The sequence below is a fragment of the Streptomyces sp. NPDC048825 genome, from assembly GCF_043198355.1.
GTDB classification, from domain to species: Bacteria; Actinomycetota; Actinomycetes; order Streptomycetales; family Streptomycetaceae; genus Streptomyces; species Streptomyces xiangluensis.
The window spans coordinates 113,192-131,912 of sequence record NZ_JBICUR010000001.1; the positions used below are offsets into that span (position 1 = coordinate 113,192).

Below are 18,721 nucleotides of genomic sequence, written 5' to 3' on the forward strand. Positions count from 1 at the left end.
ATCCATTGATGACTCCACTTCGCAGGCGTTACGCCGGGGTTTCGAGGTTGTGAGCCGAGACCGTAGCCCCAAAACAGGGGATGTACAAGGTTTTCGTGTGCCGGTATATTGCCTGACGTGGCCAGCTCAACACCCCCGGCTCGAGGGCCGTACGCCAAGACCGCCCAACGCCGCCGCGAGATCCTGCAGACCGCTGTCGAGGTCTTCGCCGAGTACGGCTACCACGGGTCATCGCTGCGCGAGATCGCCGCCCGCGTCGGGCTCAGCGATACCGGGCTGACCCATCACTTCGGCGGCAAGCGGGCGCTGCTGTCCGCGATAATCCAGGAACGCGACGACGAGGACCAGGCCGCATTCGCTGACGCACACCTCACCGGCGTCCCCGAACTGGTGCGCCTGAACGCCCAGCGACCCGGACTCGTCCAACTGTTCGCCCTGCTGTCGGCCGAGGCCACCGTGGCGAAACACCCGGCCCATGAGTTCTTCACCGAACGCTACGAGCGGCTGCGTGAACAGGTCAGTGGATACCTGAGTGGAGCCCAGCGGGAGGGCCACATCCGCGCAGACCGCGATCCCGACCAGGCGGCTGTCGTCCTTCTCGCGCTACTGGACGGCCTGCAGATCCAATGGCTCTACGACCGCGACGTGGACATGGTCGCCGCCTTCGACGCCTTCTACGAAACCTGGCTTGCCCCGCCCTCAGGCCTGACGGACCAGCCCAGCGACACGCCACCGTAAGACACAGAAAGGCCAGCGTGAGCGGGCGGTATGAGGATTGATGCCGCGCTTCCGCAGCAGGCGGCGGTACTTGTCGAAGTCGTAGCCCCGGTCCGCGCACAGACGCCGGGGCTTGCGGCGGGGACGCCTCCGCTTGAGCCGGAACGGGCGCGGTCGACGGCGAGGGACCGACGTGATCCCCCCTTTCAGGGCCCGGGACGTGCGACCCGTCCACGGAGCAGTCGTCCAGGTCCAGCAGGTCGGCGCGCCGAAGCTCGGCCAGCAGGGCGGCGTGCAGGCGTGGCCAGACGCCGGCCTCGGTCCAGTCCCGCGGCCGACGCCAGGCCGTCACTCCGGAGCAGCCCACGGTCCCTCGACCAAGATCGCCGAGCACAGGACCCGCGACTCAACTCACTGAAGCGATCAGTAAGGAGCACGGCCCGTGGCGCCCACCGCTGTTCGCGCCGCCGCCACGAATGCTGCGATCGCCGGGTGGGCGCCGCCGCCCGCGCGGAAGGCGACCCTCGAACGGCGGAAGAGGGGCAGCCGGGTCAGGACCACGTCCTCGGGGGCGTGTGCGATGGCCATCTCCGGTACGAATCCGGCGCCTTGCCCGATGGCGGCCAGTGCCAAGACCGTACGGAAGTCGTTGACCTGATGGCGGATGCGCGGCTGGAATCCGGCCGCCTGACAGGCGCGTACGGCCATCGCGTGACCGGTCGTGCCGTCCCGGGCCGTGATCCATGGGCACATGGCCCACGGTCCGAGCAGCTCCGCCAGCGTGTCGCCGCGGGCGACGCGGCCGGTAGCGGGAGCGCTGTCGGTGGCCAGGTACATCGGCTCCTCCAACAGAGGCACCTGGTCGACCGTGGTGTCCGGTGACGCGGGCACGAAGTCGTAGTCGTGGACGAGGGCCACGTCGAGTTCGCCGGCGCGCAGGCCGTCGGAGACCCGCGCCGAGTCGATCTCCTGCACCATCGGTTCCAGCGCGGGATGCCGCTGGGCCAGTTCGGCCAGCGTGGCGGGCACGATCGCGGGGCCGCCAGAGGGAAACGTCCCGATCCGCAGCGGCCCGCCGATGCCCTCGCGTGCCCCGGCCAGCTCGGAGACCGCCAGTTCGAGGCGTTCGAGGACGGCATCGGCGTGGGTGACGAGGGTGCGGCCCGCAGGGGTGAGCACCACCCGTCTGCCGCTTCGTTCCAGCAGGGGTACGCCCGCCTCGCGCTCAAGCACGCTCAGCTGCTGGGAGACGGCCGAGGCGGTGAAGGTCAGCGCCTCGGCGACGGCCGCGATGGTGCCGCGTCGGTCCAGTTCGCGCAGCAGGTGGAGACGTCGAACATCGAGCATAAGGTCAGCTTACGTATAAGCGAAGAAATATGAACTGGATCTACCGGGTTTGGGTCGGTCAGGCTGGGCGCATGAAGCCCGAAGTGAATCTCACCGACCTGTTTGTCCCCTTGGTGACTCCGTTCACCGACGACCTGCGCCTCGCCCCGGACGCGCTCGCCTGCCTCGCCGACGAGGCGCTGTCGGCCGGCGGCGCTCGGGGACTCGTTGCCCTGGGCACCACCGCGGAGGCGGCCACGCTGACCACCGAGGAGAAGCGGGCCGTGGTCCGCATCTGCTCGGCCGCCTGCCGGGCACACGGAGCTCCGCTGATCGTCGGCGTCGGCACCAACGACACCGCCGACGCCATCACGACACTGCAGGAGCTCGCTCAAAGCGGTGACGTCGCCGCGGCGCTGGTTCCCACGCCGCCCTACACCCGGCCCGGCGAGGCGGGAACGCTGGCGCACTTCACGGCACTCGCCGAGCACGGGGGTTTGCCGCTGGTCGTCTACGACATCCCGTACCGCACCGGTCAGCCCCTCAGCACCAGCACGCTGAAGGCGCTCAGGCACCTACCGGAGGTCGTCGGGGTCAAGTACGCGACCGGCGCGATCGACGCAGCCGCGATGGAACTGCTCGGCTCGTCGATCTCGGGCTTCGCGGTGCTCGGCGGCGATGACGCCGTCATCTCGCCACTGCTCGCGGCGGGCGCCCGCGGCGGCATCCTGGCGTCGGCCAATGTCCGCACCGCTGACTACGCCGAGCTGATCTCGCTGTGGCAGCGTGACGCCACCGGACCGGCCCGCAGGCTGGGAACCGAGCTGGCCCGGCTGTCCGCCGCGCTCTTCGCCGAGCCGAACCCGACCGTGATCAAGGGGGTGTTGCACGCCCAGGGCCGTATCCCCAGCCCGGCCGTCCGGCTGCCGCTGCTGGCCGCCTCCGCCGATTCGGTCCGGCGAGCTGCAGACCTGGCAACCGCCAGGACCCACCAAACCCACCAAGAGACCGCGGCCTGACACGGGCCCGTGGTCCCCGGGGGAACCCGGTGGACTTCGATGCAAGCCGATGGGCCCAGCCCGCTCCCGTGCCACCACACTCCCCACGTGGGCGAGCTGTCCCGGCCGTCCGAGAGTGATCCCGGGTAGGCGGCAGGAAGCAGCTGCTCCTGGTCGGTCACCTACTCAGACTGGAGGTGCGCGACAGCGGTAACGGCAGGCCGACGATCCGACCACGAGAGGTGTACGGGGCGAGGGCACTGGTCCGCGAGTTGGCCGATGACTTCGGCGTCACCGAGCATGTGCCGGGCAAGACCGTGTGGGCCTCCTTCAAAGTCGCGACGGTGTGGGTAAACCCTTTCTCGCCTGTCTCGGCTACCTCGTAGCCTGGGCGCCATGACCACCCTGCAGAAGATCCACGACGTCCCCGTCCTGATGTGCGCCCCCGAGGGCGAACCCATCCGCAGCGAACGCGACGCGCTGGATTTCATCGGCGATGCCGGGTATCAGGGCGCCCAGTGGGTCGTCATCCCCGCCGAGCGGTTAGACGAGGCGTTCTTCCAGCTGAGCACTCGTGTCGCCGGAGGGATCATCCAGAAGTTCGCCCAGTACGGCGTGGGGATCATCATCCTCGGTGACATCTCCCGTCATACGGAGGCCAGTTCGGCGCTGCGGGACTTCGTCCGTGAGTGCAATCGTGGGCGGCAGACGTGGTTTCTGGCCGATGTGGAGAAGCTGAAGGAGCGGCTCAAGGGGTAGAAGGCCCGGCCCGTTGGTGTGTCCTGCGCGAACGGGCTTCCGTGCGCGCAGGACACGTGCGGGACTCGTACCCTCAGCGCACCGGTTGCGGCGCCCCGACCGGCTCCGGTTCCCGCTCCGGTGACGGTGAGGTCGCCGGCGCCGCCGGGTAGAACTCCCGCGGCCTCCCCGCCCCGTCCTTCGCCCGGACCAGCAGGCTGCCTGGGTACTCCACGAGCCAATAGCTCAGTACCGCCGTCGGCAGTGCCACCGCCAGGACGATCAGGACGCCCAGCGGAAAGCCCGACGGGCCCGGTGGCAGCCACCCTGTCTTGTCGAGTTGGAGCATGACCGGTTCGTGCCAGATGTAGAGGCTGTAGCTGATCAGGCCGACCGCTGTGACCCACCGGGCCCTCAACACCGCGTGTCCACGCACCCGTTGGCGTGCATGCAGCGTCGCGAGGAGAAGCACGAACCACAGCAGGGCCGCGAGCGGGTGGTAGTAGGTGTGGGCGAGGTTCTCCGGGGCGGACGCATACGAGAGCGCGTACAGGCCCGTCAATGACGCCACCGAGAGCAGCACGGACCAGCGGCCGGCGATCCGGCCCCGTTCCCCCAGCGCGACCAGCAGCACCGCGAGGCCCATGCCCGCCGCGAAGCCCCCGAAGCGGGCCTGGGGGCCGAAGTACACCGGCCAGTTGGTGTGCGGGATGCCAAGGACGTGGTGGGCGAAGGCGATCCAGGCGACGGGAGCCGCGAACAGGGCTACGCAGCCCGAGGCGCAGAGCGCCACCCTCGCGCGGCGGGTGCTCAGGCGGCGGCAGGCCCGTATCGCCAAGGGCCCTAGGGCGACCAGGGAGAGGTAGAACGCGATCTCCAGGGACAGAGACCAGCTCGGGCCCAGCGTGTAGAAGATCCGCTCGCGGTCGAAGATGTGCGTGAACGTGAGGTGTTCGACCAGGTCGCGCCAGTCGCCGGGGAGCGTGGGGTTGCGGCTCGCCCAGACGACCAGGACCGCGAGGAAGTACAGCGGCAGGATGCGTACCGCCCGCCGGAAGAGAAACACCTTGCCCGGCCGTACCGACCCCTCGTCGATGGCCGCGCGGGCATAGGAGAGAGTCAGCAGGTACGCGGACATCACGAAGAAGAGGTCGATGACTTCGAGGGAGATGAGCGCGCCCAGCCAGGGGTTGTCGACCGGCGGATGGGAGCCTTCGGCGTCGTACGTGTAGTACTGCTGCCAGACGTGGAAGACGACGGTGCTGAGGGCGGCGAGACCGCGGAAGCCCTGGAGTTCGAGGGTGGAACGCTTCACGCCTCGGACACCTCCGCTCGTTCCGCTCGCGGTGTGACCCGCCAACGCCGGTCCCCCATCGCCTCCTTGAGGTGCGCCTGCCGCGCGACGAGGTTCTTGAAGTGCGTGTAGAAGAACGTCGTCACGAGGAGGTACCGCCAGAACCAGGCCTTACGGCGCCGCAGTTCGGGCACCGCGAGGCGCCAGGCGAACGCCGCCTGCACGACTCCGGCGGACAGGGTCAGTGCCACCGCCAGCAGACAGACGGGTACGGCCCAGTCGAGCCCGTCCACCCCGCCCGCTCGCAACGCCGCGTGCAGCAGCACGGGCAGGATCTGCAGCGACAGCCACGGCTGCACCTCCCGCCAGCCGAGCAGCACGAAGAGGCCGGCCTTCTGGCGGCGCGTGAAGAGCGGCGACCGGAGCCCGCGCCACAGATGCCGCAGTGAGACCTGGAGCCAGCCCTGCGCCCAGCGCGAGCGCTGGTTCCACAGCGGCTTCAGCATCGTGGGCGCCAGCTCGCGCGAGACGAGGGTGCGGTCCATGGCGATCCGGGCGCCCTCGGCCAGCGCGCGCATCGTGGAGTCGATGTCCTCGGTGAGCATCGAGCCGTGCATCCGGGTGCGCGCCAGAAGATCCGTACGCCAGAAGCCGTTGGAACCGCCGAACACCCCGAAGCCGTACATCCGGGTCCGGCCGGGATGGCTGACCGCGTAGATCGCCTCGAACTCGACGCCGACCAGCTTGGCGACCCATGAGCTCTCGCCGTTACGGATCACACAGTGGCCCTGCACGACGTCGTAGCCGTTCGACAGCCAGTCCCAGGCACGCCGGAAGGCGTCCGGCGCCGGATGATGGTCGGCGTCGAAGATGCCGACGAACTCGCCTCCTACGCGCGTAGCGGCAGCGTTGAGATTCTGCGCCTTCGACGTGCTGCCCGGCACGGGGAGCAGGACGAGGCGGGGGTCGCGGCGGGCGATCTCGCGCAGGGTGTCCTCGACGGGCAGGGGGTGCGGGGTGTTGTAGGCGAGGACGATCTCGAGTTCGTTCGGGTAGTCGAGGCGCAGGAACGATTCGACGGTGTCGACGATCGTGGCGGCCTCGTTCGGCAGATACGCGGCGATGACGGCACTGGCGGGCGGATACGGCTGCGCGGCCTGCGCGGGGCGGGGCTCGGCGTCGAGCGAGTACAGGCACTCCAGCACGATGAGCAGCGCGGATACGACGAGACCGGCGACCACCACCCAGTACGCGGCCGAAGCGAGGTCCCAGCCGAGTGCGTAGGCCTGCTGATAGATCAGGAACGGCACACCGATGCCGAGCAGCAGGCTCAGCACCGGGGACAGCAGCGGGGCGAGGGAGGTGCGGGCGCCGCGGTGGGACGACCGGGCCCTGGCGCGCATCCACGGTTCGTAGCGGACGGGGCGCAGATCCCGGTGGCGTACGGCCTCCGCGGCGGCGTCCCGAGCTTCTTGAACCGGGCGGCTGTGGCCGGTGTGGTCGGTGAGCGGGGTCCAGCCGACGGCAGGAGTAAGCCGTACGTTCTCGTCGGCGACGACGAACCGGGTGCCGGCGACGGTGGTGGCGAACTCCTGGAGCGCGCCGAGGGCCGCCTCCTCGTCGACGCCGGGCATCAGCATGAGCAGACGCCCTTCGTCGTCCCAGCCGAGCCGGTCGCAGCCGCTGCCGAGGCGCTCGGCGACCTGGGCGAGCCGTTCGGCGACCTCACGCCGCACACGTGTGCCGAGCCGGGCCTCCAGCGCGGCGGTCTCGGCGACACCGACCACGGCGAGGACGCCTCCGCGGCGGGCCGCCGCCGGACGCCTCAGCTCCCGGTCGAGCTCGTCCATGAAGTGCGGTCCTGAGTACAGACCGGTGCGCGGGTCGAGGAGCAACTGGTCCACGGGGACGGGCACTCGGTGCAGCTTGGCCGCGATCCGCGCGTCCAGCTCGTCCGGGTCGGGTGCCTGAGGCAGACAGTCGTCGGCGCCGTCCCGCAGCAGCCCGGCCACGGACTTGGGGCAGCCGTCCGCGGTGACCATGAGGAGGGGCAGCGCCTGTCCCGCGGGATCGGCACGCACCTCCCGTACGACACCAAGTCCCTCGTCGAGGGCGACGATCGCGTCGGGCCGGTACTGCCGCGCCTGCCGGATGACGTCTCCCGGCGCCGCGTGAGAGACCTCGTAGCCGGCCGATATGAGCGTACGGCCCAGCTGTTCACGCTTCGTTCCCGGCGTCCCGACGGCCAGGACGTGACCGGGGCTGGGCTCGGTATCTCGGGGCACGCGCGCGTGAGCGTCCTGGGGCACGCGGGCGTGCCCAAGCTGATTCAGCATCTATGTGGTCCGATCCTGTCGGATTGTGGGGGAGGACCTTGATTCGGATGAGCGCTCAACTGCCTTGTGGGTATGGGCAATTGACGACATCAGCCTTGGCGATCACTGTGTCGGCAAGCCTTCGACGGCGTAACACTCTCTTTGCGGTCTTATGCCGACGTGGCGAAGATCGCTGCCGTCAGGTGGGGCCTGAGCGGCAGCGTGACGGCCGAAGCTCAGACCCCTCGGCACCAACCTGCGGGCCGCCCTTCCACACAGAAGCGGTTCCCCTCCGGGTCGGCCAGCACCACGTACGGAGGCTGTTCGGGGCGACGGTTCTCCGGGTAGTGCGGCCAGTCGACACGCTGTGCACCCAGGGCCACCAAACGGTCAACCTCGTCATCGAGGTCACGCTGTCCCGCCTTGAGATCAAGGTGGACACGGGGGAACTCCTCCGCAGGACTCTCACTCACGTCCATCGCGATCGCCACCCCGGAACCTCCCGGCGGAGGCTCCAGCACGATCCAGTCGTCGCCTTCGAAGCGGGGCGGGCGCCGCACGTATCCCAGCGCCTGACGCCAGAACTCCCCCGCTCTCCGGTCATCACTCACACCCAACGAGATCTGCCCGATCACCGTCATGCGTCCAGATTAGAGACGGTGTGACACCACGTCATGCTTTCGTCCTGACGAACGTCACTGCGAAGTGATGACACCACGCCCTGCCAGGCGAGCGTGAAGGCGGCTGAGATGGATGCATGACCTCGGCACCCGTCACCGACGCTGAGCGTCTGACCCACACCCAAGGCGACGTCCACTCCGTGAAAGGGCTGCCCCACGCGCTCGGCCTGGCCGTCCTGAACCTCTGCAACCCCGCCCAGATCGACGTGCTGGTCCGCATGGACGGCTGGCGGCGGGGCCGTCCCATGCCCGCCCGTTCCGGCGCCCCCGTACGCCCCTCAGGAGGACATCAGATGCACCGAACCTTGTCCCTCGCCGTCGCCGCCACCGCGGTGGCGGCGACGGCGATTCCGGGAGTGTCGGTGGCGGCGACGCCGGACACCGTGCGCTGGGGCCCGTGCCCGGAGAAGGCCGCCTTACGTGCGCGAACGACGCGGTGACGGCGTTCCTGACCACCGGGCAGCACCCGGCGCGGGACCTCGCCTGCGCGGCGGAACCCAGCAAGTAACGGGAGTAGAGACATGCTCAGGGAGTGGCGGCATCGTCGGGCTGTGCAGCGGGTCAAACCCGGGGACGGGCGACCGTTGAAGCGTTTCCGCTGGTGGCAGATGCTTACCCGCGCACTGTTCCATCTTCGGCTGGTGAACGACGACGGCCGGCAGACGGTCTACGCAGTCGAGGTCAAGCATCAGAATCAGTCGGAGGGCTACGTCAAGGCCCATCTGTACCTCGACGGCAGGCATCACGCCGAGTCCAAAGTCCCTGCCGTCTTCCCCGTCCAGGGCGGCACCGTCGAAGTGAGGACGAGCGGCTTCGGGCTCAAGCGCTGCCACTACGTCACCGCCGAGGGGTCCGAGCACCAACTCGTCCCGGACCCCGCCTCCGCCGAGGGGCGCCGCGCGCGCCTCGACCGATCGCACCCCGCACTGAGCCGCTGTATCGGTTTCCTCTCGGTGATCGTGCTCGTCATCGGCCTGGTTCTCCTGATCCTTCAGCTCGCCGAACAGGTCACCCGGGCGCCGGAGGGCGTCGCCCAGTACGTCGGGACCTTCACCTCGCCCATTGATCTACCGGCGTGGGGCAACGCCGTGGTCGGGCTCGTCACTGTGGCGGCCAGCACCGAGCGGGCGCTGCGGCTGCGCTACAGCCGGCTGCTCGACGGCGGGGCGGGCTGAGCCTGACGTATACCCGGGCCCCGGCGGATGAGCGCTTTGAGGCGCCGCAGGCCTGTCGGCTCAGGTGCTGAGTGTGTGCCCGGTCGTTGCGTCCACGTGGTCCGGGACCTCATCGTGCCGATCGCCCACGGTCAGCGTCCCGGAGGGCTCGAACACGAGGATTGCGGCGCCGGACGGAGCGTACGGCTTGTGCTCCGTGCCTCGGGGGACGGTGAAGACCGCCCCCTGCGGGAGCAGGACCGTGCGCTCCCCATCGGCCTCGCGCAAGGAGATGTGCAGCTCTCCGTCGAGCACCAGGAAGAACTCGTCGGTGTCGTCGTGGACGTGCCAGACATGTTCGCCCTCGACCTTGGCGATGCGGACGTCATAGTCGTTGACGCGCGTGACGATACGAGGGCTCCACAGGGCATCGAAGGAGGCCAGAGCCTTGCTGAGGGAGATGGGTTCGTTACTCATGGGCTCATCCTGAGCCGTCTTGCATGGCCGAGGTGAGTGCTAGAAATTGCGCATGGCGAAAGAATCCTCGCACGCACTGCGCTCGGCGGGCGTACACCGGGTCGTCGTGATCGTCGACGAGAACTCGAACCCCTTCGAGCTCGGTTGCGCGACCGAGGTCTTCGGTCTGCGCAGACCGGAGATCGGCCGTGATCTCTACGACTTCAGGCTCTGCTCCCCCGAGCCCCGCACCCTGATGAGGGACGGATTCTTCACACTCACGGGAGTCGCCGGTCTGGAAGCGGCCGACACGGCGGACACCTTGATCGTCCCCAACCGTCCCGACGTCGAGGTGCCCCGCCGCCCCGCCGTGCTCGATGCCGTCCGACGGGCGCACGCGCGCGGTGCGCGCCTGGTCGGCTTCTGCAGCGGCGCGTTCACACTGGCCGAGGCCGGAGTTCTCGACGGGCGCCGGGCGACCGCGCACTGGCAGTGGGCGGATTCCTTCCGGGCGCGCTTTCCTGCTGTCCGCCTCGAACCAGACGTGCTGTTCGTGGACGACGGCGACATCCTCACCGCCGCGGGGAGCGCGGCCGCGCTCGATCTCGGGCTGCATGTGGTCCGCCGCGACTACGGCGCGGAGGTTGCCAACTCGGTGAGTCGACGACTGGTTTTCGCGGCAAACCGGGACGGCGGGCAGCAGCAGTTCGTGGAGCGGCCCATGCCCGACCTGCCTGACGAGTCCCTGGCGCCCCTCTTGGCCTGGGCGCAGGAGCGGCTGGACTCACCGCTCACGGTCTCGGACCTTGCGTCGCGCGCGGCGGTCAGTGCGGCGACGCTGCATCGTCGCTTCCGGGCACAATTGGGAACGACGCCGTTGATGTGGCTCACAGGGGAACGACTCGCCTTGGCATGCCGGTTGATCGAGCGAGGTGAGTCCCGCTTCGAGATGGTCGCGCGGCGCAGCGGGCTTGGCACCGCTGCCAATTTGCGCACTCTGATGCGCCGCGAGACGGGCATCACTCCGTCGGCATACAGGCGTCGGTTCGGGCCGGAAGCGGATTGACGGCGGGGCATCCTGCATCCCGAAGGTCTTTGTCGCAAGGCGAGGAGCCCGTGGGTCCGCAGTCGATCCGGAAGCGGCTTTCCGACCGTGCGATGCATCCGTTCCGGGTGTGCGGTTGCGAGAACGCCGATGCAAGGGGCGGTGCCGAGCCGGAAGCGCATGTCCGGCGACCCGGACTGCGGAGTGCGGGCGCCCGGGTTACGGGCGTTGGGCCGCTGTCACCAGGATCAGTGGGACGCCGTCGCAGGGACGCAGTTGCAGGCCGCCGTGTTCGACACCGTCTGCCGAGCCGGCCAGTACCGTCGCGAAGTCCGGGCCCTTGATGAGCGATCCGGCCAGGTGGTGAGGGTCGGTGGAGGCGGCGACGCGGCCGCGCGCGTTGACCAGGCGGGCGGGTCCCGGCAGGCATTGGAGTATCGGCACGACGCCTGCTTCGAAATGCCGCAGATAGACGTCGGCCGCGGCCACTCCCATGAAGCGGCCCTTGACCATCACGGGTGCGGAGAGGGTGAGGCTGTACTCGTCCGAGCAGAGATAGTCGACGTAGGGTCCCGCGACGGCCCGCTGCCCGGTGTCGCGGGGCAGCGTGAACCAGTCCCAGTGGGTGTAGTCGTAGTACGCCGAGTGCTCCGGGTCCAGGTCCAGCAGTAGTGGCCGGAGGGTTCCGTCCGCGGTGGTCTGCCACCACTCCAGGCATGCCGGTACGTCGCCGAGCAGCCCGGGCACCGCCACGAAGCCGACCCCCGAGACCAGGTCGTACCGGCTGAGGCGGGCGTGCAGGCCGGGGCGAAGAGCCGCCAGATCGGCCGAGACCGGACGGCGGCCGTTCATGCCGGCCGAGGTGAGCACCGCCTCCGTGTCCGCCCCCGTCCGGCACACGGCGTCGAAGACTCCTTCGAGCGCGTCCCGGACACGGGCGGCCACGTCGGCGACCGTCAGCTCGTCAAGAACCGCCGCCGGGGCGTGTTCGAGACGGGGATCGCTGCCGCTGCCCATGGGGGTCCTCCTTCGGACGGGGACCGCGCGCCCCGTGGACAGGACCGAGGCGGAGTTCGATCAGACGCGTCATGGAGGTCTGCACGCATTGTTCGGCCAAGGCCCTGGCACGGTCGTCTGCACCATCATGCACAGCTGCGATTACGGCGCGGTGACGATCCAATACGTCCTGAAGGTACTCGTCCTCGCCGAGTACGAGGCGCATCAGTGCTCCCACCTCGGTCTGGAGGGTGACCTCCGCCTTGGTCAGCCGGGCGGACTGAGCGGCCGCGGCCAGTTCGACGTGGAAGCGTCCATAGATCCGGCTGCGCGCCGCGGTGTCCTCCGCGCGCGTCAACTCTCCCAGGGACCTGTTCAGTTGCCGGAGGTCCTGAGGCTCGGTGCGCTGGGCGGCGAGCCGGGCGGCGGCACCCGAGACGGCCGCCCAGTGGTCGGAGAGGTCGCGGAGTTCCTCGGTGCTCCAGTCGGAGAGACGGGCCCGCAGTCGGTCCTCCGCAGGCTCGTCGGGCACGGTGACGAAGCTGCCTCCGCCGCGGCCCCTGCGGGTGGTGACCAGACCCTGCTGACGCAGAGCCATCAGGGCCTCGCGCAAGGTCACGGTGGACACGCCGAGCTGAGCGGCGAGTTCGGTCTCGCCGGGCAGCTGCTCACCGTCGGCCAGCAACCCGAGGTCGATGGCGTCACCGAGTCTGCGTACGACGGCATCCACCCGGGCGAGGGTGTCGACGGGCGTGAAGACGGCCCTTTGGGCGCCCGGTTTGTCGCGGTTCACGACCACCACCTTGCTTGTTGACTCAGCCGTTACCTTAATGGGGCCTTGAAATTAGAACTATGACTTCATATGTTTATGGTCAACGTCCGACAGCATCAGAAAGGTTCCCGCCCATGGAGGGAATGGCGATCCGGCTGCAGAGCCTGCGCAAGGCGTTCGGCCGGACAGAGGCCGTGGCCGGAGTCGATCTGGAGATAGCGGACGGCGAGTTCTTCTCGATGCTGGGTCCGTCCGGCTCGGGCAAGACCACGGTGCTCCGGATGATCGCCGGCTTCGAGGCTCCCACCAGCGGCACCATTGAGCTCGCCGGTTCCGATGTCACGCGCCTGGCGCCCTTCGAACGCGATGTGCACACCGTGTTCCAGGACTACGCCCTGTTCCCGCACATGACCCTGGAACAGAACGTCGCCTACGGCCTCAAGGTCCGCAAGGTGCCCAGGGCCGAGCGGCTGAGGCAGGCCCGGGAGGCGCTGGCGGGCGTAGGGCTCGAGGACTTCGGCACGCGCCGCCCGTCCCAGCTCTCCGGCGGCCAGCGGCAGCGCGTCGCACTCGCCCGCGCCCTGGTCGGCCGCCCGAAGGTGCTGCTGCTCGACGAGCCGCTCGGCGCCCTCGACCTGAAGCTGCGCGAGCGGATGCAGATCGAGCTGAAGGCGATCCAGCGCGAGGTCGGCATCACCTTCGTCTTCGTCACGCACGACCAGGAGGAAGCGCTGACGATGAGCGACCGGATCGCGGTGTTCAACCACGGCCGCATCGAACAGATCGGCACACCGGCCGAGATCTACGAACGGCCCGCCACCCCCTTCGTCGCAGGCTTCGTCGGCACCTCCAACCTGCTCACCGGCGAGGCCGCCGAGCAGGTGGTGGGCAAGGTCGGCACGTACAGCGTCCGCCCGGAGAAGATCCGGGTGGTGAAGGACTCCGAGAACGTCGACGATCCGGACCACTCCACCGCCGTCGGTACGGTCGCCGAGGTCGTCTACCTGGGGGACGCGACCCGTTTCCTGGTCGACCTCGACGCAGGCGGGCGGCTCACCGCCCTCCAGCAGAACCTGGAGACCTCGTCCGAGGACGTCGCCGCCTACCGCGGCTCCCGGGTCAGGCTCCAGTGGCACCACCGCCACAACTTCCGTGTTCCGGAAGCGGTCCGGGCAGCGAAGTAGCCGCACCCGTCCGTACCGCGTCCCCCGCGCCCGGCCCCTGCCCCCCCCCGTGCCGTGCCCCCTGCCCCGTCCGTGCCCGGCGGCCCCCCTGGCCCGTGCCCTGCCCTGCCCATCCCCCTTCCCACTCGTGGAGATTCCCGTGCGCATGTCCCATTCGCTCAAGGCGGCCACCGCGGTCGGTGTCCTGCTTCTCGTCACCGCCTGCGGCTCGTCCGACGGCTCCGGCTCCGGCTCCGCCGCCTCCGGCCTGAACCCGCCGGACCTCAAGGCCCAGGAAAAGCTCGGCAAGACCGAGGGTGAGGTCAACCTCATCGCCTGGGCCGGCTATGTCGAGGACGGCACCAACGACCCGGAGGTCGACTGGGTCTCCGACTTCGAGAAGGAGACCGGCTGTCAGGTCAACACCAAGACCGCGGCCTCCTCCGACGAGATGGTCAGCCTGATGAAGACCGGCCAGTACGACGCCGTGTCCGCCTCCGGCGACGCCTCGCTGCGGCTCATCGCCTCAGGTGACGCGGCGCCCGTCAACACCGACCTGACCCCCAACTACGCCGACGTCTTCGCGGGGTTGAAGAACAAGGACTGGAACACCGTCAAGGATGTGCCCTACGGCGTCCCGCACGGCCGCGGTGCCAACCTCCTCATGTACAACACGGAGAAGGTCAAGCCCGCCCCCACCTCCTGGTCCGTCGTCTTCGACAAGGGCTCGGAGTACCAGGGCAAGGTGACCGCGTACGACTCCCCGATCTACATCGCGGACGCCGCGCTCTACCTGATGAAGACCCAGCCCGAGCTGGGCATCAAGAACCCGTACGCGCTGGACCAGAAGCAGTTCGACGCATCCGTCGCCCTGCTGAAGGAACAGAACGCCAACATCGGCGAGTACTGGAGCGACTACCTCAAGGAGATCTCGGCCTTCAAGAGCGGTGACTCCGTCGTCGGCACCACCTGGCAGGTCATCGTCAACGCCGCCAAGGCCGAGAAGGCCGACGTCGAGGCCGTCCTCCCGGAGGAGGGCGCCACCGGCTGGTCCGACACCTGGATGCTCTCCGCCAAGGCCGAGCACCCCAACTGCGCCTACAAGTGGATGGACTGGATCATCTCGCCCGAGGTGAACGCCCAGGTCGCCGAGTACTTCGGCGAGGCACCGTCCAATGCCAAGTCCTGCGACCTGACCGCCGACAAGAACCACTGCGCCACGTACCACGCGAGCGACGAGCCGTACTGGAAGAACGTCCACTACTGGACCACTCCCATCGCTCAGTGCATCGACGGCCGTACGGACGCGAAGTGCGTGCCGTACGCCAAGTGGGTCCAGGCCTGGACCGAGATCAAGGGCTGAGGGTCAAGGACCGATGACGAACACCGTGCCTGCCGCCGGACCTGTCCGGCGGCTCGCCGGGACCCTGCACCGCCGCCCCCGGCTGCGACTGTCCCTGCTGCTCTCCGCGCCGCTCGCCTGGCTGGTCCTGGCCTATCTCGGCTCGCTCGCCGCGCTGTTCATGTCCGCGTTCTGGACCACGGACAGCTTCACCTCGAACGTGGTGAAGGTCTGGAACACGGACAACTTCACCGCCCTGTTCACCACCGACGTCTACCGCCAGGTCGCCCTGCGCAGCGTCGGCATCGCCCTCGCGGTAACGGCCCTGTGCGCCCTGATCGCCTTCCCCATCGCCTTCTACACGGCCCGCATCGCCCATCCCAAGTGGCGGCCGCTGCTGGTCGTCGCGATCCTCACCCCGCTCTGGGCCAGCTACCTGGTCAAGGCGTACGCCTGGCGACTCATCCTCGCCGACGGCGGGTTGCTGGACTGGGCGCTGGCGCCGATCGGTCTCGACGGTCCCGGCTACGGACTCACCGCGACCATCGTGGTCCTGACGTATCTGTGGCTGCCGTACATGATCCTGCCGATGTACGCCGGACTCGAACAACTCCCGGCCAACCTGCTGGACGCTTCCGCCGACCTCGGTGCCCGCACCGCACGCACCTTCCGCTCCGTGGTGCTGCCGATGCTCCTGCCGTCCGTCGCGGCCGGCTCGGTCTTCACCTTCTCGCTCAGTCTCGGCGACTACATCGCCGTGCAGATCGTCGGCGGCAAGACCCAGCTCATCGGCAACCTCATCTACTCCAACATCAGCTTGGACCTGCCTCTGGCCGCCGCGCTCGGCACCGTACCCGTGGTGATCATCGTGCTCTATCTGCTCGCGGTGCGCCGCACCGGAGCGCTCAGCAGCCTGTGAAGTCCCAAGCCCCTCAAGTCCCGAGCCTGTGAAGTCCACGACTCTCTTGAGTCCCCGAACCCTCCGACCGTACGACGCACAGCGAAGGCCCCCGATGAATCTCTCCCGCCCCGCGCGCATCGTCCTGCGCATCACCGCCGGGCTCGGCTTCGCGGTCATCTACATCCCGCTGCTGTTGGTCCTGGTCAACTCGCTCAATCCCGACCGCAGTTCGGGCTGGCCGCCGCCCGGCCTCACCTTCCACTGGTGGAGCGCCGCCTGGGAAAGCACCGGCGCCCGCGACGCCGTGTGGACCTCCGTCAAGGCCGGACTCGGCGCCACCGCCATCGCCCTGGTCCTCGGTACTCTCATCGCCTTCGCCGTCCAGCGCTACAAGTTCTTCGGCCGCGAGACCATCTCCTTCCTCGTCGTTCTGCCGATCGCCCTGCCCGGCATCGTCACCGGCGTCGCGCTCAACACGGCCTTCCGTACGGTCCTCGAACCGCTCGGTGTCGGGCTCGGCATGTTCACCGTCGTCGTGGGCCACGCCACCTTCTGCATCGTGATCGTCTTCAACAACGTCATCGCCCGGCTGCGACGGATGCCCGGCTCGTACGAGGAAGCAGCCATGGACCTCGGAGCCCACAGCTTCCGCGCCTTCGTCGACATCACCTTCCCGCTGGTGCGCTCCGCGCTGATCGCGGGCGGGCTGCTGGCCTTCGCGCTGTCCTTCGACGAGATCGTGGTGACCACCTTCACCGCGGGCCCCGGCATCCAGACCCTGCCCGTCTGGATCTTCTCCAACATGGCCCGTCCCCAGCAGGCCCCGGTGGTCAACGTCGTCGCCGCCGTCCTCGTCCTGCTCTCCGTGATCCCGATCTACCTCGCCCAGCGGCTGTCGTCCGACACCACGTCCGGCAGCAGGATCTGATCCCCGCCTGCGACGCAACTCCCACCCGGCCGAACCCCCCGAGGTAGAGCATGTCGTCCGCGTCGGCGTCGGGCTTGGCCATGATGCCCAGCACCTTCTCGGGCAACAGCGGCAGCTCGGGCACCGGGCCGCCACATCCGCCTGCCACACATCTCGAACCAGAGGTGTCTGGCAATGGGGCTCCCGACCTCGTGGACGGTCATCGTCAGGCTCACGTCGGGTAGTGATGCCACCCAGTCACGGTGCTGGGTGAGTACGTCGGAGATCGCCTTGGTCTCCCCGGGGTTGGACACGACGATCAGGGTCAGTTGACCGTAGGCAAACGGCGCGGCTCGATGCGTTCCTCGACGGCCGAGTCGCCGTCGCGGGTTACGACATACGCTCCCTTGCCGGGCAACTCGGTTACGGCTTCGGTCAGTTCGGTGCCGCGGTAGACCAGGCCCACTCCGTCGTCGGTGCAGTGCGTGACGGGCAGGGTGCCGTTCGCGACGAGGCTGTGGACCAGGGGGCGGCGGCCGGGGTCGGTGTCGTAGTGGACGCCGTTGCCGTAGGGGAGGAAGCCCAACGCGTTGGTGAGCGGGCGGAGTTCGGGGCCGAAGGAGTCCGTGGTGCCGCCCTGGAACCAGCAGATCGAGCCTGCGCTGACGCCGCTGAGGACGACGCCCGAGCGCCAGGCCCGGCGGAGGATGTCGTCCAGGCCGTGTACCCGCCACACCGCGAGGAGGTTCGCCACCGAGCCGCCCATGACCCAGACCACGTCCTGGTCCAGGACGGTGCCCTCCACATCCTCGTGGTTGGGCATCGGGAAGAGCTGGAGGGGCGTGAGGTCGAAGCCCGCCACGCGTGCGGCCTCGGACATGCGGGCGGTGAAGTGCTCGGCGTCGCCTATCGCCGTGCCGACGTACATGACGCGTGGGCGGCGGCCGTGGGCGCCCGACAGTTCGACCGCGTGGTGCACCAGGGCGTCGAACATCACCATGGTCCGGCCGCCGCCGGCTCGGTGGCCTCCGGAGGTGGCGAGGATGGTGGGCTCCCGTCCGTTCACGGGAGAGGGAGAAAGAGACGGAGAAGGGATGGTGGCGGGGGCGGGTCCTGGTGCGGGTGCGGTCATGACGGGGGATCGTAACGAGCCTGTCAGGCCGTTGGGTCGTCGTCCTCCGGGTCCCAGTCCAGCAGGCGTACCTTCGCCACCGTGCGGACATGGCGGCGCATCGCCGTGGCCGCCTGCCTCGGGCGGCGGTCGGTGATCGCGTCGAGGATCGCGTGGTGCTGGGCCAGGGAGCGGGTGGGGCGGCCCGGCTGACGGAGGGATTCGTTGCGGCTCTCGGTGATCTGGTCGGCGATGGAGCGCATGAACTCGGCGAGGATGCTGCTGTGGGCCGCCGCCGTGACCGCGGCGTGGAAGAGCCGGTCGCCCTCCACTCCGTGGGCCCCCTCCTCGATCTCGCGTGCCATGTGGTCGAGGGCCTGGCGCAGGGCGGCGAGATCGTCGTCCGTGCGGCGTTCGGCGGCGAGTTCGGCGAGCTTGGTCTCCAGGGCCTCGCGGGCTTCGAGTACGTCGGGAAGGCGCCGACGGCGTTCGACGAGCCGGTCGACGGGTTCCACGTCGAGGCTGTCGCGGACCAGATACGTACCGCCACCGTGCCGGGCCTCGACCAGGCCCTGGACCTCCAGGACCACGATCGCCTGCTTCACGGAGGCGCGGCTGACACCGAGACGGGCCGCCAGGTCGCGCTCGGGCGGCAGACGGTCACCGGCGCGCAGACCGCCCTCGGCGACGTACTGGCGCAGCCGCTCCAGCACCTGCTCGTAGAGGCGCTGTTTCATCATGGGGCGCAGGGCTTCGGTCATGAGGTCCCCCTTCGTCGGGAGCCTAACACCGTGGTCCAGTGGTCC

General features: G+C 69.1%; 19 protein-coding genes and 1 pseudogene. 10 read left to right on the forward strand and 10 right to left on the reverse strand.

All coding sequences use genetic code 11. The features are described 5' to 3' along the window. The first annotated feature begins 117 nt into the window (after nt 1-117). Nucleotides 118-738 carry a TetR/AcrR family transcriptional regulator gene (locus ACGFNK_RS00470; protein ID WP_393410446.1) on the forward strand — a complete coding sequence of 207 codons (621 nt, stop codon included), beginning with the start codon at nt 118-120 and terminating at the stop codon, nt 736-738. Nucleotides 739-759: 21 nt separating this feature from the next. On the opposite strand, the pseudogene ACGFNK_RS00475 reads toward ACGFNK_RS00470, so the two are convergent. Next, nucleotides 760-1,117, reverse strand: a pseudogene (locus ACGFNK_RS00475) (IS5/IS1182 family transposase); the annotation flags it as partial. A 23-nt stretch (nt 1,118-1,140) separates the two neighbouring features. Then, nucleotides 1,141-2,064, reverse strand: coding sequence for a LysR family transcriptional regulator (locus ACGFNK_RS00480; RefSeq protein WP_393410448.1), 924 nt, complete (start codon nt 2,062-2,064; stop codon nt 1,141-1,143). Nucleotides 2,065-2,135: 71 nt separating this feature from the next. Between ACGFNK_RS00480 and dapA the strand changes: the two genes are divergently transcribed. Both dapA and ACGFNK_RS00490 read left to right on the forward strand, forming a co-directional pair. Then, nucleotides 2,136-3,062 carry a 4-hydroxy-tetrahydrodipicolinate synthase gene (gene dapA, locus ACGFNK_RS00485; RefSeq protein ID WP_393410450.1) on the forward strand — a complete coding sequence of 309 codons (927 nt, stop codon included), beginning with the start codon at nt 2,136-2,138 and terminating at the stop codon, nt 3,060-3,062. Between the two features lie 375 nt (nt 3,063-3,437). Beyond that, entirely contained in the window at nt 3,438-3,800 is a 363-nt protein-coding gene (locus ACGFNK_RS00490) for a DUF4180 domain-containing protein (protein WP_393410452.1), read from the forward strand. 73 nt (nt 3,801-3,873) lie between these two features. Here ACGFNK_RS00490 and ACGFNK_RS00495 read toward each other — a convergent pair whose 3' ends face one another. From ACGFNK_RS00495 to ACGFNK_RS00505, 3 genes are all read right to left on the reverse strand, one after another. Continuing rightward, nucleotides 3,874-5,094 carry an acyltransferase family protein gene (locus ACGFNK_RS00495; RefSeq protein ID WP_393410455.1) on the reverse strand — a complete coding sequence of 407 codons (1,221 nt, stop codon included), beginning with the start codon at nt 5,092-5,094 and terminating at the stop codon, nt 3,874-3,876. Next, nucleotides 5,091-7,409, reverse strand: a complete 2,319-nt coding sequence (locus ACGFNK_RS00500; RefSeq protein ID WP_393410458.1) for a glycosyltransferase — start codon at nt 7,407-7,409, stop codon at nt 5,091-5,093. The genes ACGFNK_RS00495 and ACGFNK_RS00500 overlap by 4 nt, the downstream gene beginning before the upstream one ends. A 215-nt stretch (nt 7,410-7,624) precedes the next feature. Further along, nucleotides 7,625-8,029, reverse strand: coding sequence for a VOC family protein (locus ACGFNK_RS00505; RefSeq protein WP_393410461.1), 405 nt, complete (start codon nt 8,027-8,029; stop codon nt 7,625-7,627). A 116-nt stretch (nt 8,030-8,145) separates the two neighbouring features. Between ACGFNK_RS00505 and ACGFNK_RS00510 the strand changes: the two genes are divergently transcribed. After that, nucleotides 8,146-8,508, forward strand: coding sequence for a hypothetical protein (locus ACGFNK_RS00510; RefSeq protein WP_393410464.1), 363 nt, complete (start codon nt 8,146-8,148; stop codon nt 8,506-8,508). Between the two features lie 81 nt (nt 8,509-8,589). After that, a complete protein-coding gene (locus ACGFNK_RS00515; RefSeq protein WP_393410466.1) occupies nt 8,590-9,243 on the forward strand; it encodes a hypothetical protein in 654 nt (217 codons plus the stop codon). A 60-nt stretch (nt 9,244-9,303) separates the two neighbouring features. Here ACGFNK_RS00515 and ACGFNK_RS00520 read toward each other — a convergent pair whose 3' ends face one another. Further along, the gene (locus tag ACGFNK_RS00520) at nt 9,304-9,699 is read right to left on the reverse strand and encodes a cupin domain-containing protein (protein WP_393410469.1); all 396 of its coding nucleotides are present in this window, start codon (nt 9,697-9,699) and stop codon (nt 9,304-9,306) included. A gap of 52 nt (nt 9,700-9,751) precedes the next feature. Between ACGFNK_RS00520 and ACGFNK_RS00525 the strand changes: the two genes are divergently transcribed. Further along, nucleotides 9,752-10,744: a GlxA family transcriptional regulator gene (locus tag ACGFNK_RS00525; protein ID WP_393410471.1), complete on the forward strand. Its 993-nt coding sequence runs from the start codon at nt 9,752-9,754 to the stop codon at nt 10,742-10,744. A 198-nt stretch (nt 10,745-10,942) separates the two neighbouring features. Here ACGFNK_RS00525 and ACGFNK_RS00530 read toward each other — a convergent pair whose 3' ends face one another. Both ACGFNK_RS00530 and ACGFNK_RS00535 read right to left on the reverse strand, forming a co-directional pair. Further along, nucleotides 10,943-11,740: a cache domain-containing protein gene (locus ACGFNK_RS00530; RefSeq protein WP_393410474.1), complete on the reverse strand. Its 798-nt coding sequence runs from the start codon at nt 11,738-11,740 to the stop codon at nt 10,943-10,945. Next, entirely contained in the window at nt 11,688-12,512 is an 825-nt protein-coding gene (locus tag ACGFNK_RS00535) for a FadR/GntR family transcriptional regulator (RefSeq protein ID WP_393410476.1), read from the reverse strand. The genes ACGFNK_RS00530 and ACGFNK_RS00535 overlap by 53 nt, the downstream gene beginning before the upstream one ends. Nucleotides 12,513-12,625: 113 nt before the next feature. On the opposite strand from ACGFNK_RS00535, the gene ACGFNK_RS00540 reads away from it, so the two are divergent. From ACGFNK_RS00540 to ACGFNK_RS00555, 4 genes are all read left to right on the forward strand, one after another. Then, complete coding sequence (locus ACGFNK_RS00540) at nt 12,626-13,675, forward strand: ABC transporter ATP-binding protein (protein WP_393410478.1); 1,050 nt, start codon at nt 12,626-12,628, stop codon at nt 13,673-13,675. 145 nt (nt 13,676-13,820) lie between these two features. Continuing rightward, a complete protein-coding gene (locus ACGFNK_RS00545) occupies nt 13,821-15,017 on the forward strand; it encodes an ABC transporter substrate-binding protein (protein ID WP_393410480.1) in 1,197 nt (398 codons plus the stop codon). A 13-nt stretch (nt 15,018-15,030) separates the two neighbouring features. Beyond that, nucleotides 15,031-15,915 (forward strand): ABC transporter permease, encoded by an 885-nt coding sequence (locus ACGFNK_RS00550; protein ID WP_393410482.1) that lies wholly within the window; start codon nt 15,031-15,033, stop codon nt 15,913-15,915. A gap of 94 nt (nt 15,916-16,009) precedes the next feature. Next, nucleotides 16,010-16,825 carry an ABC transporter permease gene (locus ACGFNK_RS00555; protein WP_393410485.1) on the forward strand — a complete coding sequence of 272 codons (816 nt, stop codon included), beginning with the start codon at nt 16,010-16,012 and terminating at the stop codon, nt 16,823-16,825. Between the two features lie 304 nt (nt 16,826-17,129). Here ACGFNK_RS00555 and ACGFNK_RS00560 read toward each other — a convergent pair whose 3' ends face one another. Both ACGFNK_RS00560 and ACGFNK_RS00565 read right to left on the reverse strand, forming a co-directional pair. Next, on the reverse strand, nt 17,130-17,870 hold the full coding sequence (locus tag ACGFNK_RS00560; protein ID WP_393412112.1) for a Type 1 glutamine amidotransferase-like domain-containing protein: 741 nt from the start codon (nt 17,868-17,870) through the stop codon (nt 17,130-17,132). Between the two features lie 89 nt (nt 17,871-17,959). Then, nucleotides 17,960-18,676 carry a FadR/GntR family transcriptional regulator gene (locus ACGFNK_RS00565; RefSeq protein WP_393410488.1) on the reverse strand — a complete coding sequence of 239 codons (717 nt, stop codon included), beginning with the start codon at nt 18,674-18,676 and terminating at the stop codon, nt 17,960-17,962. Nucleotides 18,677-18,721 lie beyond the last annotated feature (45 nt).

Coding starts and splice junctions, on each gene's coding strand:
- ACGFNK_RS00565 (WP_393410488.1), bottom strand. CDS start 18,676: ATGACCGAAGCCCTGCGCCCCATGATGAAACAGCGCCTCTACGAGCAG.
- ACGFNK_RS00555 (WP_393410485.1), top strand. CDS start 16,010: ATGAATCTCTCCCGCCCCGCGCGCATCGTCCTGCGCATCACCGCCGGG.
- ACGFNK_RS00500 (WP_393410458.1), bottom strand. CDS start 7,409: ATGCTGAATCAGCTTGGGCACGCCCGCGTGCCCCAGGACGCTCACGCG.
- ACGFNK_RS00550 (WP_393410482.1), top strand. CDS start 15,031: ATGACGAACACCGTGCCTGCCGCCGGACCTGTCCGGCGGCTCGCCGGG.
- ACGFNK_RS00515 (WP_393410466.1), top strand. CDS start 8,590: ATGCTCAGGGAGTGGCGGCATCGTCGGGCTGTGCAGCGGGTCAAACCC.
- ACGFNK_RS00520 (WP_393410469.1), bottom strand. CDS start 9,699: ATGAGTAACGAACCCATCTCCCTCAGCAAGGCTCTGGCCTCCTTCGAT.
- ACGFNK_RS00545 (WP_393410480.1), top strand. CDS start 13,821: ATGTCCCATTCGCTCAAGGCGGCCACCGCGGTCGGTGTCCTGCTTCTC.
- ACGFNK_RS00490 (WP_393410452.1), top strand. CDS start 3,438: ATGACCACCCTGCAGAAGATCCACGACGTCCCCGTCCTGATGTGCGCC.
- ACGFNK_RS00525 (WP_393410471.1), top strand. CDS start 9,752: ATGGCGAAAGAATCCTCGCACGCACTGCGCTCGGCGGGCGTACACCGG.
- ACGFNK_RS00530 (WP_393410474.1), bottom strand. CDS start 11,740: ATGGGCAGCGGCAGCGATCCCCGTCTCGAACACGCCCCGGCGGCGGTT.
- ACGFNK_RS00480 (WP_393410448.1), bottom strand. CDS start 2,064: ATGCTCGATGTTCGACGTCTCCACCTGCTGCGCGAACTGGACCGACGC.
- ACGFNK_RS00505 (WP_393410461.1), bottom strand. CDS start 8,029: ATGACGGTGATCGGGCAGATCTCGTTGGGTGTGAGTGATGACCGGAGA.
- ACGFNK_RS00510 (WP_393410464.1), top strand. CDS start 8,146: ATGACCTCGGCACCCGTCACCGACGCTGAGCGTCTGACCCACACCCAA.
- dapA (WP_393410450.1), top strand. CDS start 2,136: ATGAAGCCCGAAGTGAATCTCACCGACCTGTTTGTCCCCTTGGTGACT.
- ACGFNK_RS00540 (WP_393410478.1), top strand. CDS start 12,626: ATGGAGGGAATGGCGATCCGGCTGCAGAGCCTGCGCAAGGCGTTCGGC.